General features: G+C 71.5%; 13 protein-coding genes and 1 pseudogene. 4 read left to right on the forward strand and 10 right to left on the reverse strand.

Features of this window, described 5'->3' with window-relative positions:
• The first annotated feature begins 174 nt into the window (after nt 1-174).
• Complete coding sequence (locus ACWD3D_RS09350; protein ID WP_451460305.1) at nt 175-1,284, forward strand: MarR family transcriptional regulator; 1,110 nt, start codon at nt 175-177, stop codon at nt 1,282-1,284.
• Nucleotides 1,285-1,344: 60 nt separating this feature from the next.
• Here the strand turns inward: ACWD3D_RS09350 and ACWD3D_RS09355 are convergent, their stop codons facing one another.
• From ACWD3D_RS09355 to ACWD3D_RS09375, 5 genes are all read right to left on the reverse strand, one after another.
• Nucleotides 1,345-3,744 carry an ATP-binding cassette domain-containing protein gene (locus ACWD3D_RS09355; RefSeq protein WP_451460306.1) on the reverse strand — a complete coding sequence of 800 codons (2,400 nt, stop codon included), beginning with the start codon at nt 3,742-3,744 and terminating at the stop codon, nt 1,345-1,347.
• A 94-nt stretch (nt 3,745-3,838) separates the two neighbouring features.
• The gene (locus ACWD3D_RS09360; RefSeq protein WP_328721928.1) at nt 3,839-4,252 is read right to left on the reverse strand and encodes a VOC family protein; all 414 of its coding nucleotides are present in this window, start codon (nt 4,250-4,252) and stop codon (nt 3,839-3,841) included.
• Between the two features lie 22 nt (nt 4,253-4,274).
• Nucleotides 4,275-4,685 carry a helix-turn-helix transcriptional regulator gene (locus ACWD3D_RS09365; RefSeq protein ID WP_327175604.1) on the reverse strand — a complete coding sequence of 137 codons (411 nt, stop codon included), beginning with the start codon at nt 4,683-4,685 and terminating at the stop codon, nt 4,275-4,277.
• Between the two features lie 198 nt (nt 4,686-4,883).
• Nucleotides 4,884-5,882, reverse strand: a complete 999-nt coding sequence (locus tag ACWD3D_RS09370) for an aldose epimerase family protein (protein ID WP_451460307.1) — start codon at nt 5,880-5,882, stop codon at nt 4,884-4,886.
• Between the two features lie 9 nt (nt 5,883-5,891).
• Complete coding sequence (locus tag ACWD3D_RS09375; RefSeq protein ID WP_451460308.1) at nt 5,892-6,818, reverse strand: GDSL-type esterase/lipase family protein; 927 nt, start codon at nt 6,816-6,818, stop codon at nt 5,892-5,894.
• Nucleotides 6,819-7,185: 367 nt separating this feature from the next.
• Between ACWD3D_RS09375 and ACWD3D_RS09380 the strand changes: the two genes are divergently transcribed.
• The 3 genes from ACWD3D_RS09380 (at nt 7,186) to ACWD3D_RS09390 (ending at nt 9,248) form a co-directional block, all read left to right on the forward strand.
• Complete coding sequence (locus ACWD3D_RS09380; protein WP_328721931.1) at nt 7,186-7,680, forward strand: DUF3145 domain-containing protein; 495 nt, start codon at nt 7,186-7,188, stop codon at nt 7,678-7,680.
• Nucleotides 7,681-7,797: 117 nt separating this feature from the next.
• Nucleotides 7,798-8,613: an alpha/beta fold hydrolase gene (locus ACWD3D_RS09385; protein WP_451460309.1), complete on the forward strand. Its 816-nt coding sequence runs from the start codon at nt 7,798-7,800 to the stop codon at nt 8,611-8,613.
• The gene (locus tag ACWD3D_RS09390; RefSeq protein WP_451460310.1) at nt 8,610-9,248 is read left to right on the forward strand and encodes a hypothetical protein; all 639 of its coding nucleotides are present in this window, start codon (nt 8,610-8,612) and stop codon (nt 9,246-9,248) included. Before ACWD3D_RS09385 ends, ACWD3D_RS09390 begins: the two co-directional genes overlap by 4 nt.
• 78 nt (nt 9,249-9,326) lie before the next feature.
• On the opposite strand, the gene fabF is transcribed toward ACWD3D_RS09390, so the two are convergent.
• The 5 genes and pseudogenes from fabF to ACWD3D_RS09415 all read right to left on the reverse strand — a co-directional run.
• A complete protein-coding gene (gene fabF / locus ACWD3D_RS09395; protein WP_451460311.1) occupies nt 9,327-10,589 on the reverse strand; it encodes a beta-ketoacyl-ACP synthase II in 1,263 nt (420 codons plus the stop codon).
• A gap of 79 nt (nt 10,590-10,668) precedes the next feature.
• Nucleotides 10,669-10,917 carry an acyl carrier protein gene (locus tag ACWD3D_RS09400; RefSeq protein ID WP_451460312.1) on the reverse strand — a complete coding sequence of 83 codons (249 nt, stop codon included), beginning with the start codon at nt 10,915-10,917 and terminating at the stop codon, nt 10,669-10,671.
• 96 nt (nt 10,918-11,013) lie between these two features.
• Nucleotides 11,014-12,015, reverse strand: coding sequence for a beta-ketoacyl-ACP synthase 3 (locus ACWD3D_RS09405; RefSeq protein ID WP_451460313.1), 1,002 nt, complete (start codon nt 12,013-12,015; stop codon nt 11,014-11,016).
• A gap of 11 nt (nt 12,016-12,026) precedes the next feature.
• Nucleotides 12,027-12,941 (reverse strand): ACP S-malonyltransferase, encoded by a 915-nt coding sequence (locus ACWD3D_RS09410; RefSeq protein WP_451460314.1) that lies wholly within the window; start codon nt 12,939-12,941, stop codon nt 12,027-12,029.
• A gap of 89 nt (nt 12,942-13,030) precedes the next feature.
• A pseudogene (locus ACWD3D_RS09415) lies at nt 13,031-13,402 on the reverse strand (PucR family transcriptional regulator); the annotation flags it as partial.
• Nucleotides 13,403-13,490 lie beyond the last annotated feature (88 nt).

Consider the following 13,490-nt stretch of genomic DNA (forward strand, 5'->3'; position numbering starts at 1 on the left):
TCCAACCCCCCCTCCCACCCCGTCACGGCCAGCAAGTATGACTAATGGTGAGCGAGTTGCGGCGGAGAGTCACGCCCGCTTACGGTGCCCTCAACGAAACGACCCCGACGCGGTGTTCTCAGCACCAGGCCGGGGTCTCACCAGAAGATCGCACTCAGCAGAAAGACCGATCTCGTGGCTACCAAGCACCTTAGCTCTGCCCCGCCCGCGCCCGCAGCTTCGCGCCCGTACCGCCGGGCCAACACCGGCTACGGCAAGCAGTCCGTCTCCGGCCAAGTCGCCCCCGGCCCACGGGACTTCGCGTTCCTGCCGGAGCGTGAGCGGTATGTGGCCGCCTATGTCGATCACTTGCCCGATGGTGCGGCGATGGACATCAAGTCGTTGGCCAAGGATTTGCCCCTGTACGGGCAGATGGCCATCGGCACCGCCCTGCGCGCGCTCGGCGTGGCCGGGCATCTGCGGCGCGTCCGCAGGCAGGCGGAAGGGGGCGGCGCGTGCCGGTGGGTGACGCTCACCTTCTGGTCGCGTACCGCCCACGACAACGCGTGGTGGACCGCCCGGCTCGAAGCGGAAGCCGCCGCACCGGAACAGGTTCCCGGCTCCGAACCGGTCGTGACGCCACAGCCTGTCGTGCCTCAGCAGCGCACCCCCCGGCGGGCACCCGCCGGGCAGCCGGAAGCGGAGGCTGCCGCCGCCCCGGGCCCGAAGCCGCCGGAGGCTCAGCCGCAGGAACGCCAGGAAGCGGCTGCGGTTACCCCTGCCCCCGACTCCGCCCTTGCCGTTGGTGCCGCCGAAGGCGCTTCCGGTCCGTCCCCCGCCTATCTCGCCTTGGCCGAACTGGGCCGGCGGGACCCCCGCTTGACGCTCTCCGCCGCCGACTGCCAGGTCCTGGAGCCGCTCGCTGCCGCCTGGTTCGCACGCGGTGTCAGTGCCGGGTACCTGACCTCGGCGCTCACCGCCGGACTCCCCGAACAGGTCGGGTCACCCGTGGGACTGGTACGCCGCCGCCTCACCGACAAGATGCCGCCCCGACTGCCCGCCACGCCCACCCCGCCGCAGGTCCCTGCCTCCGGCCACCCCGGCGCTCCGGTGCGCGGGCTCCTGGTCGAGTGCACCGACTGCGGCCGTCCCGGCAGGGCGGAGGCACTCCCGGACGGCCTCTGCGCCTCCTGCCACGCCGCCCACCAGGCGCCCGCCGCGCCCGAAGCGGCACCCGCCCCGAAGCCGGCCGAACGCGATGTCGCCGCCCTCGTCGCGGGTCTCCGCAGCCTGATGCGCCCCTGACGGGCAGAGAGGGCCGCGCGACTCGGCGGTCGGCGAAGCCCCGGCCGCCCGGCAGCCTCCTCAGGCCCCGACGTACGCCGCCAGGTGCTCGCCCGTGAGGGTGGAGCGGGCGGCGACCAGGTCGGCCGGGGTGCCCTCGAAGACGATCAGCCCGCCGTCGTGGCCCGCCCCGGGGCCGAGGTCGACGATCCAGTCGGCGTGCGCCATGACCGCCTGGTGGTGCTCCACCACGATCACCGACTTGCCGGAGTCGACGAGCCGGTCGAGCAGTCCGAGCAACTGCTGCACGTCGGCGAGGTGCAGACCCGTGGTCGGTTCGTCGAGCAGGTAGATGCCGCCCTTCTCGCCCATGTGCGTGGCCAGCTTGAGGCGTTGGCGCTCACCGCCGGAGAGCGTGGTCAACGGCTGCCCCAGGGTGAGGTATCCGAGCCCGACGTCCACCAGACGCGCGAGAATCCGCTCCGCGGCCGGGGTCGCCGCCTCGCCCCCGGCGAAGAACTCCCGTGCCTCGGCGGCCGACATGGCCAGCACCTCGCTGATGTCCCGCCCGCCGAACCGGTACTCCAGCACCGAGTCCTGGTAACGCCGCCCCTCGCACTCCTCGCATACCGAGGCGACCCCCGCCATCATCGCCAGATCGGTGTAGACGACCCCGATGCCGTTGCAACCGGGGCACGCGCCCTCGGAGTTGGCGCTGAAGAGCGCCGGCTTCACGCCGTTGGCCTTCGCGAACGCCTTACGGACCGGGTCCAGCAGCCCGGTGTACGTCGCCGGGTTGCTGCGCCGCGACCCCCGGATCGGGCTCTGGTCCACCGACACGACGTCCCCGCCCCCCGCCTGCCGGGGCAGCGCCCCGTGCACCAGCGAGCTCTTGCCGGAACCGGCGACCCCGGTGACGACCGTGAGCACCCCGAGCGGGAGGTCCACGTCCACGTCCCGCAGGTTGTGCGTCGAGGCCCCCCGGACCTCCAGCGTCCCGGTGGGCTTCCGCACCTCGTCCTTCAGCTTCGCACGGTCGTCGAAGTGGCGGCCGGTGACCGTGTCGCTCTTCCGCAGCCCCTGAACGCTCCCTTCGAAGCAGACCGTGCCGCCCGCCGCACCGGCGCCGGGACCCAGGTCCACCACATGGTCGGCGATGGAGATCGTCTCCGGCTTGTGCTCCACCACGAGCACCGTGTTGCCCTTGTCGCGCAGCCGCAGCAGCAGGTCGTTCATCCGCTGGATGTCGTGCGGGTGCAGCCCGATGGTCGGCTCGTCGAAGACGTACGTCACGTCGGTGAGCGAGGAACCGAGGTGGCGGACCATTTTGACGCGCTGCGCCTCGCCGCCGGAGAGCGTGCCGGCCGGGCGGTCGAGCGAGAGGTAGCCGAGGCCGATCTCCACGAACGAGTCGAGCGTCCGCCCCAGCGCGGTGAGCAGCGGCGTCACCGAGGGCTCGTCCAGAGCGGCCACCCACGCGGCGAGGTCGCTGATCTGCATCGCGCAGGCGTCGGCGATGGAGAGGCGCGCGATCTTCGAGGACCGAGCGCCCTCGCTGAGCCGGGTGCCCTCGCACTCGGGGCAGGTGTCGAAGGTGACCGCGCGCTCCACGAACGCCCGGATGTGCGGCTGGAGCGCCTCTTTGTCCTTGGAGAGGAAGGACTTCTGGATCTTGGGGATCAGCCCCTCGTAGGTGAGGTTGACGCCCTCGACCTTCACCTTGGTGGGTTCGCGGTACAGGAAGTCCCGCATCTCCTTCTCGGTGAAGTCGCGGATCGGCTTGTCCGCGTCGAGGAAGCCGGACTCCGCGTAGACCCGCACGGTCCAGAAGCTGTCGGACTTCCAGCCGGGGATGGTGAACGCGCCCTCGGCCAGCGACTTGGAGTCGTCGTAGAGCTGGGTGAGGTCGATGTCGGAGACGGTGCCCCGGCCCTCGCAGCGCGGGCACATCCCGCCGGTCCGGTTGAACGTGGCCTTCACGGCCTTCTTGTTGCCCCGTTCGACGGTGATCGCGCCGCTCGCCCGTACCGAGGGGACGTTGAACGCGTAGGCGCTCGGCGGGCCGATGTGCGGCTTGCCGAGACGGCTGAAGAGGATGCGCAGCATGGCGTTGGCGTCGGTGGCGGTGCCGACGGTGGAGCGGGCGTCGCCGCCGAGGCGCTGCTGGTCGACGAGGATCGCGGTGGTCAGCCCTTCGAGCACGTCCACCTCGGGCCGTGCCTGCGTGGGCATGAAGCCCTGCACGAAGGCGCTGTACGTCTCGTTGATCAGCCGTTGCGACTCGGCGGCGACGGTGCCGAACACCAGGGAACTCTTGCCCGAGCCGGAGACGCCGGTGAACACCGTCAGCCGGCGCTTGGGGAGCTCGACATGAACGTCCTTGAGGTTGTTCACCCGCGCGCCGTGCACCCGGATCAGATCGTGGCCGTCCGCACCGCGCTCCGCCGCCGACCGGCGATCCGTCCCCTGGGGCCTGCTCATGCTGTTTCCTCCTGCGGTGCGGCGTTCTGCGGTGCGGTGCTCTGCGGTGCGGTGCTCTGCGGTGCGGCGTTCTGCGGTGCGGGGGGCGTGCGCGTCACTTCTTGTTCTGGGTGAAGCGCAGCATGTTGCCGGACGGGTCGCGGAAGGCGCAGTCGCGGACGCCGTAGGGCTGGTCGAGCGGCTCCTGGATCACTTCGCCACCTCCTTCGCGGATGCGCTCGAAGGTGGCGTCGACGTCGTCGGTCGAGAAGATGACGCCGCGCAGCAGGCCCTTCGCGAGGAGTTCCGCCACGGCCTGCCGGTCGGCGGCCGAGGCGCCCGGGTCCGCCAGCGGCGGCTCCAGCACGATGTTCACGTCGGGCTGCGAGGGGGAGCCGACGGTCACCCAGCGCATCCCCTCGAACCCCACGTCGTTGCGGACTTCGAGTCCGAGCACGTCACGGTAGAAGGGGAGCGCCTTGTCGTGGTCGTCGACGGCGATGAAGGTCTGGGAGAGGTTGATGTCCATGCGTTTCACGCTACGGGCGGGGTCATCGTTTCGCTTCTCCATTCCTGACCGGTCGCGTGTGGATCTTCGCGACGCAGGCGGGGACGGCCGCGCCCGCCTCGTGGGACCGGGCCCGGTAGGCGCTCGGGCTCTCGCCGACCAGCTCGGTGAAGCGCGAGCTGAACGATCCCAGCGAGGTGCAGCCGACCTCGAAGCAGACCTCGGTGACCGACAGGTCGCCCCGCCGCAGCAGGGCCTTCGCCCGCTCGATCCGGCGGGTCATGAGGTAGTTGTACGGGGTCTCCCCGTACGCCGCCTTGAAGCTGCGGGAGAAGTGGCCCGCCGACATCAGGGCGGTACGGGCCAGCGCGGGGACATCGAGCGGCTCGGCGTACTCGCGGTCCATCCGGTCGCGGGCCCGGCGCAGTCTGCGGAGGTCTTCCAACGACGTCATCCGGCCACCTTCGCACGGTGCCACCGGCCGCGCCCGCACTTCGGGGGCATCAAGGAGCACTCGCCATGCGCATGATCGTGTCGTACCCGGGTACGTACCGGGTTCGGGACGGTCCACGCAACCGAGGAGCCCCGCAGCGGACCTGACACCGCTGCGGGGCTCCTCCCCGTCTCCGCCTCGCCTCCGCCCCGGCGGGGGTCAGCGCACGGAGAAGCCGTACTCCGTCGTCGAGACGTACTCCTCGCCCGGTCGCAGCACCGTGCTCGGGAAGTGGGGCCGGTTCGGCGAGTCCGGGAAGTGCTGGGTCTCCAGCGCGATCCCGGCGGACGGCACGAAGGGGCCGCCGCCGAGGTGGTCGGCGGTGTAGAGCTGGATGCCCGGCTCGGTCGTACGCACCGTCAGCGCCCGCCCGGAGCCCGCGTCGTACAGCTCGGCGGAGACCTCCGTGAGCTCGCCGGGAGCGTCCAGGACGTAGTTGTGGTCGTACCCCGGGCCCACCGGCTTCGGCAGGCGGAAGTCGAAGCGGGTGCCGTCCACCGGGGCGAGTTCGCCGGTCGGCAGCGAGGCGGCGTCCACCGGCGTGATCCGCCCGGCCGCGATCCGCAGCTCGTGGCCGAGTGCGCTGCCGGTGTCCGCGCCGGCCAGGTTCCAGTAGGTGTGGTTGGTGAGGTTCACGACGGTCGGCGCGTCGGTCGTCGCCCGGTAGCCGATCCGCAGCGCCCCGCCCGGCTCCAGCGTGTACGTCACCGAGACCGCGAGCCGTCCGGGGAAGCCCTCTTCGCCGTCCTCGGCGACGAGGGCGAGCTCCACGCCGCCGTCCACCTCGCGGGCCGCCCAGACCCGCTTGTCGAAGCCTCGCGCCCCGCCGTGCAGCTGGTTGGGGCCCTCGTTGGCGGTGAGCCGGTGGGTACGGCCGTCGAGCTCGAAGGAGGCGCCGCCGATGCGGTTCGCGTACCGCCCGCAGACCGCGCCGAAGAAGGGCGAGGCGTGGGTGAGGTAACCGGCGAGGTCCGGCAGCCCGAGGACGATCTCCCCGGCCACCCCGTCCCGGTCCGCCACCTCGACGGACTGCTGAATCGCACCGTACGTCAGCAGACGCACCCGGGTCCCGTCGCGCTCCAGGGTCCAGCGCTCCACGGACGTACCGTCCGGGAGGGTGCCGAACGGGTCGCTGCTGATCGTCGTCACCGTACTCATGATCGGACTTTACGCTGGTGGGGCGGCTGCCGTGACATTGCGGTAGGCGATCTCCGCCAGCCGGGCCTGCCCGTCGCGCCCCGGGTGGAACCAGTCCCACGGGCTGAGCTGGGCGCCGGTGAACGGATAGTCGAAGACCGCGTCGCCGTCGTACCGGCAGAGCTCGTCCCCGGCGCACACCTCGCGCAGCACCTTGTTGTACTCCACCACCCGGGCGCGCACGGCGGCCCGCCGGGCGGTGGCGGCGGCACCCATGTCGTCGGCGTCGGCCAGCATCGCCTTGCAGATCCCGAGCTTCCAGACCTGCTTGCCCAGCGGGTTGCGGCGCCCTGTCGACCAGAGCCGCCACAGGTCCGGCACGCTCGACACGTACACCTGCGCCTTCGGGACGGCCGCCCGCAGCTGCCGCAGCGACAGATCGAAGGAGAACCGGAAGTCCTCGACGGGCGTCATGGAGGCCACCGATCCCCGGCAGGCGTCGTTGGCGCCGATCATCACCGTCACCAGCTCCGGCCGCTCCCGCGCCGCCTCGGCCATCTGCTCCGGCAACTGGGCGATCCTCGCGCCCGACACGGCGTGGTTCCAGCTGTGCGCCGTCACCTCGGACGGACCGAGAAGCCGGGCGGCCAGACTGCGCACCGAGCTGTCCGTCCCGGTGGCCCAGGAGACCTCGGGGCAGTCGGCCAGCACCGAGCAGGCGTCGAACCCCCGGGTCATCGAATCGCCGACCGCCGCGACCGAGCCCGGACGGCGGTTCCACACCGGACCGGCGGGCGCGGCGGCGGTCGCGCGACCGGCGCCCTTCGGCGCGCTCTTCGCGCCGCCGCTCTCTCCGCCGGAACACCCCGTCAGCGCGAGTGCGCCGGCGCACGCCCATGCCGCCAATCCGGTGACGGCGGTCCTCGGACGGCGACCCGGCCGTGTGCGTTCCGGCATCTTCAACCTCCGGTCGTTCCTGGCCTATGCCGCTGGTCATGGACCCTGGCACACCCCCTGCGCGCAGGCGTGCGCCGGGCGTGCTCCGCCGGGTGAAAGCGGGCGAATGAAGCGCCCGGGACCGACCGTACGTCACACGTCCGGCCCCGGCGCACGGTAGCTTTTTCCGGAAGAGCCAGTGAGGCCCGCCCGCCCGCGCCCCGCACGGGAGGTCCGGTAAGTTACCTCACGTCACATACTGTCCGTTTTCTGGAGATTATCTCCCGATGCTGTTTACTGATGACAACCTCGGGAGCCGGCCGGGAACAGGCGGTACGGGCGCGAGGCCGCTGGGGAAGGCGTACCTCGTCCCACACGGGAGGTTCCGGTGACGACACGTGGAGTCCTGTACGTACACTCCGCACCGCGCGCGCTCTGTCCGCACATCGAATGGGCGGTGGCAGGCGTACTCGGGGTGCGGGTCCAGTTGGACTGGATCAGACAGCCGGCCGCGCCCGGCACCTGGCGGTCCGAGTTCTCCTGGCGGGGCCGCGCCGGCACCGCCTCGGAGCTGGCCTCCGCCCTGCGCGGCTGGGACCTGCTCCGCTTCGAGGTGACCGCCGAACCGTGTGCCACGGCCGAGGGCGAGCGCTACAGCTCCACCCCCACGCTCGGCATCTTCCACGCCGTCACCGGCATGAACGGCGACATCCTCGTCCCCGAGGACCGGCTGCGGGCCGCCCTGACGCGCTCCGTGCGCGGAGAGTCGGATCTGGAGGCGGAGGTCGCGGGGCTCATCGGCAAACCCTGGGACGACGAGCTGGAATCCTTCCGGCACGCCGGTGAGGGCGCCCCGGTCCGCTGGCTGCACCAGGTGGTCTGAGACCGGCGCGGCGCCGTGGGCCACGGGGCACGGGAGCCTCATGGGATGTCAGGAGCCGTGTCCCGCATGGTGAATCGCGGGTGACCTCGGAACGCGGCTTCACTACGCTGCGCGCGCATGACCTTCCTAGAGGTGCGCGGCACCACCCTCCGGCACGACGACTCCGGACCCTCCGACGGGCCGGCCGTCGTCCTGGTCCACGGCCACCCGTTCGACCGCACGCTCTGGGCCCCGCAGGCGCGGGCGCTGGCGGCGGCCGGATACCGGGTGATCACCCCGGACCTGCGTGGCTACGGCGCCAGCGGAGTGACGGAGGGGACGGTGTACCTCTCCGACTTCGCCGACGACCTCGCCGCCCTCCTCGACCACCTCGGACTCGCGGACGCGGTCGTCGGCGGTGTCTCGATGGGCGGTCAGATCGCCCTGGAGTTCCGGCGGCTCCACCCCGGGCGGGTACGCGCCCTGGTCCTCTCCGACACCTCGGTGCCGCCGGAGACGGAGGACGGCAAGGCGTACCGCAACAAGCTCGCCGACCGGCTGCTCGCCGAGGGCATGGGCGGGTACGCCGCCGAGGTCATCGACAAGATGCTCGCCGCCTACAACGTGACCGCCCTGCCCGAGGTGGCCGACCGGGTGCTCGCGATGATGCGGGGCACCGATCCGCGCGGCGCCGCCGCCGCGCTCCGGGGCCGCGCCGAACGCCCCGACCTGCGGCCCGTGCTGGCCGCCGCCGACGTTCCCGTACTCGTCGTGGTCGGCGCCGACGACGTGTACACCCCGATCGCCGACGCCGAGGAGATGCGCCACCACGCCCCGCACGCACGGCTCGAAGTGATCGAGGGCGCCGGCCACCTGCCGGGCGCCGAGCAGCCCGAGCGGTTCAACGCGGTCCTGCTCGACTTCCTCACCCAGCAGGTGAAGGAAGCCCGATGACCGGACCGCACCCCCTGCTCGCTCTCTTCCTCGACGCCGCCGAGGGACGCTTCCCGCCCGTCGACGGCTCGGTGACGGTGCTGCCGCCCCTGCCCGGCGGGCTGGAGTGCTCCGTCGCGTTCACCGGCCATGCCGTCGTCGCCACCGCACTCACCGCCGACGAGGTCCTCGGGGCCGGCCCGGACGGCTTCGGAGCCTCGCTCGCGCCGGACTTCCTGCGCCTGCTGGGGGGACCGCACGGCACGGTCGGCGTCACCGACGCGACCCTCACCGCACGGGGCACCGGCGGCCCTCCCCGCCTCGGCCCGCTGGACGGCCACGACGACCACCCGCGCGTCCGGCACGCCCGCCGCCTGCGCCGCGACGTCCGGGTGTACGGGGACGAACGCGGCATGATCACCCTCGCCGAAGGGCTCGCGGGGCGCCCGGAGCTCAGCGTCGAACTCCACGATCCCGGGGCCCACGCTCCCGGGCGGGGGCGCGGTCTGCTCGCCGACGCCCTCACCCTCGTACCGCCCGGCAGCCCCGTCTTCGCGGCCGTCTCGCCGGGCAACGCCCGCTCCCTGCGCGGCTTCCTCGCCGCCGGGTTCGTACCGGTCGGCAGCGAGGTGATCGTCGAACCCGGGCGGACGTGAGGCACCCGGGGACGACGATGCCCGCCTCCCCGGAGAACCGGGGGGCGGGCATCGTCGTCGCAGGCCGAGCAGAAACGATCAGACGCTGCGGAAGGCCAGGACCACGTTGTGGCCGCCGAAGCCGAACGAGTTGTTGATCGCGGCGATCGAACCCTCGGGCAGCGGCTGCGGCTTGTCGCGGACGATGTTCGCCGTCACGTCGTCGTCGAGGTTCTCGATGTTGGTGGTCGGCGGGGCCATCCGGTGGTGCAGCGCGAGGACCGTGGCGACGGTCTCGATGCCGCCCGCACCGCCGAGCAGGTGGCCCGTCATCGACTTGGTCGCGGAGATCGCGATGTGGTCGAGGTCGTCGCCCAGGACCGCGCTCAGCGCCTTCAGCTCGGCCACGTCGCCCTGCGGCGTGGACGTGGCGTGCGCGTTGAGGTGGACGATCTCGGACGGCTTGAGGTCCGTGGTGTCCAGCAGGTTGCGCATCGCCGCGGCGATGCCCCGGCCGGTCGGCTCGGGCTGCGCGATGTGGTGGGCGTCGGCCGACAGGCCCTGGCCCAGCACCTCGCAATAGACCTTGGCGCCGCGCGCCGCGGCGTGCTCGGCCGACTCCAGGATCACGACACCCGCGCCCTCACCGAGGACGAAGCCGTCACGGCCCGTGTCGTACGGCCGCGAGGCCTTCTGGGGCTCGTCGTTGTTCTTGGACATCGCCATCATGTTGGCGAAGGCCGCGATCGGCAGCGGGTGGATGGCCGCCTCGGTACCACCGGCGACGACCACGTCGGCACGGCCGGTACGGATCATCTCGACGGCGTACCCGATGGCCTCGGCACCCGACGCGCAGGCGGAGACCGGGGTGTGGACACCGGCCTGTGCGTTGACCTCCAGGCCGACGTTGGCCGCCGGGCCGTTCGGCATCAGCATGGGGACGGTGTGCGGGGAGACGCGGCGTACGCCCTTCTCCTTCAGCACGTCGTACTGGTCGAGCAGTGTGATCACGCCACCGATGCCGGAGGCGATGACCGTGCCCAGGCGCTCGGGCTCGATCTTGTCGTCCTCACCGGCCTTGCCGGTGAAGCCGGCGTCCGCCCACGCCTCGCGAGCCGCGATCAGCGCGAACTGCGCCGAGCGGTCCAGCTTGCGGGCGAGCGGGCGGGGCAGAACCTCGCCCGGGTCAACTGCCGCCAACGCGGCGATCCGGACGGGCAGTTCGGCGAAACGCTCGCCTTCGAGGGGCTTGATGCCGGAACGGCCGGCCATCAACCCCTCCCAGGTCGATGCGGAGTCGCCACCCAGCGGAGTGGTTGCGCCGATACCGGTGACGACCACGGTGCGATTGGTCGAGTTCACTGGAAAATCTTCTCCACGTGTAGAGGGTCGTGAATCAGCGGCGCCACCGCCGGGTGGCGACACACGAACCGGACTGGGATCAGCCCTGGTTCTTCAGGATGTACTCGGCAGCGTCGCCGACCGTCTTGAGGTTCTTGACGTCCTCGTCGGGGATCTTGACGTCGAAGCGCTCTTCGGCGGCGACGACGACCTCGACCATGGACAGCGAGTCGACGTCCAGGTCGTCGGTGAAGGACTTGTCCAGCTGGACGTCCTCGACCGGGATACCGGCGATCTCGTTGACGATCTCGGCGAGACCGCTGAGGATCTCTTCCTGGGTGGCGGCCATGTTGGCGCTCCTTCGGTGTTGTCTGCTGGGTTCTGACGTCCGGACCGAGAAACTCCGATGCGGCTGGAGATTCTCGTTCGGACCGGGCGAAAAGCCTTAGGGGAGAGTAACGACCGTCGCGGCGAAGACGAGACCCGCCCCGAAGCCGATGACGAGGGCGGTGTCGCCGCTCTTCGCCTGCCCGGTCGCCAGGAGCCGCTCCATAGCGAGCGGGATCGAGGCGGCGGAGGTGTTGCCGGTCGTCTCCACGTCGCGGGCGACGATGACGTTCTCCGGCAGTTTGAGGGTCTTCACCATCGAGTCGATGATCCGCATGTTGGCCTGGTGCGGAATGAAGACGTCCAGGTCTTCCGGAGCGACCCCGGCGGCTTCCAGCGCCTGCTGGGCCACCTTCGCCATCTCGTAGACGGCCCAGCGGAAGACCGCCTGGCCCTCCTGCGTGATGGCCGGGAACTTCTCCGGGCGCTCGGCGTGGAACTGGTCCCACGACACGGTCTGCTTGATGGTCTCCGACTTGTCGCCCTCGGAGCCCCAGACGGTCGGGCCCATGGCCGGCACCTTCGACGGGCCGACGACGACCGCGCCCGCTCCGTCACCGAAGAGGAAGGCCGTGGCACGGTCCGACAGGTCGGTGAGGTCGCTGAGCCGCTCCACGCCGATGACGAGGACGTACTTCGCGGAACCGTCGACGACCATGCCCTTGGCGAGCGTCAGGCCGTAACCGAAGCCCGCGCAGCCGGCCGAGATGTCGAACGCGGCGGGCTTGCCCGCGCCGATCTTGTGCGCGATCTCGGTGGCGACGGCCGGGGTCTGCTTGAAGTGCGAGACGGTGGAGACGATCACCCCGCCGATCTGCTCCGGGGTGATCCCCGCGTCGGCGATGGCCTTGCCCGCGGCCTCCACGGACATCGCGGACACGGTCTCCTCGTCGGAGGCCCAGTGCCGGGTGGCGATGCCGGAGCGGGAGCGGATCCACTCGTCGGACGAGTCGATCGTTTCGAGGATCACCTCGTTCGGCACCACGCGGGTCGGGCGGTAACCGCCGACACCCATGATGCGTGCGTACGGGGCGCCCTGGCTGGGCTTGATCTTCGACATGCTCGTGCTCCTTAGGCGGACGCGTGCTCGGAGATGAGCGCGCGGGCCGCGTCGAGGTCGTCGGGGGTCTTGAGCGCGAGGGTCTGCACGCCGGGCAGCGCGCGCTTGGCGAGCCCGGTGAGGGTGCCGCCGGGGCACGCCTCGATGAGCGCGGTCACACCGAGCTCCCTGAACGTCTCCATGCACAGGTCCCAGCGGACCGGGTTCGCGACCTGCCCGACCAGGCGCTCGACGACCTCGGCGCCCGTGGCGACCGTCTTGCCGTCCGCGTTCGACACGTACGTCACGATGGGATCGGCGATCTCCAGCCCCTGGGCCGCCGCACGCAGCCGCTCGACGGCCGGCGCCATGTGGTGCGTGTGGAACGCCCCGGCGACCTTGAGCGGCACCACGCGGCGCACGCCCTCCGGCTTGTTCTCGGTCAGCGCGGCGATCTGCGCGGCCGTGCCCGCGGCGACGATCTGACCGCCGCCGTTCACGTTGGCCGGGGTCAGCCCGAGGCTCTCCAGGTGCGGGACCGTGACGTCCGGGTCGCCGCCGAGCAGCGCGGCCATACCGGTCTCGGTGACCGCGGCGGCATCGGCCATCGCCAGCCCGCGGGCCCGCACCAGGCGCAGCGCCGCCTCGTCGCCGAGCACACCGGCGTACGCGGCTGCGGTGATCTCGCCGACGCTGTGCCCGGCCACGACGGCGGGCGACGCGTTCAGCGCGGACGCGGAGAGAAGACCCGCGGCCACCAGCAGGGGCTGGGCCACCGCCGTGTCACGGATCTCGTCGGCGTCGGCCTTCGTGCCGTAGTGGGCAAGGTCGAGCCCGATGGCGTCGGACCAGGCCGCGATGCGGTCGGTGGCACCGGGGAGGTCGAGCCAGGGAGTCAGGAAGCCGGGCGTCTGAGCGCCTTGGCCGGGAGCGACGAGTACGAGCACCCTCACACTCTCTCTTGCGGACGGTCCCGTACGCCCGTGGGGACAGGGACGAAGAACCGTCAGGGGAATTGTTGAAGTCCGACAAAAGTCTAGGACTGGCGATCTCTCGCGGCCAAGCGCCCCAGAATCAGCGCGATCCGGAGCGTGAACGCGGAGCGCACGTCGGACGGCGACCAGCCGGTGACGTCCGTCACACGTCGTAGCCGGTAGCGCACGGTGTTGGGGTGGACGAACAACATTCGGGCGGCACCCTCCAAGCTGCTCGCCTGCTCCAGGTAGACACTCAGCGTCTCCAGGAGAGCGGACCCGGCCTCCTCCAGAGGGCTGTAGATCTCCTCCACCAGCTGGTCCCGCGCGGCAGGGTCTCCGGCCATCGCGCGTTCCGGCAGGAGGTCGTCGGCCAGGACCGGGCGCGGGGCGTCCTGCCAGGCGACGCACGCTTTCAGCCCGGCAGTCCAGGCCGGCCTCGGGCAGCGGGTTCACCGAGATGATCTTCGCCCCGGCGTGCTTGGCCTTCTCCAGGGCGGAGAGCATGCGCGGGTGGTTGGT

The sequence above is a fragment of the Streptomyces sp. NPDC002690 genome, from assembly GCF_053592415.1.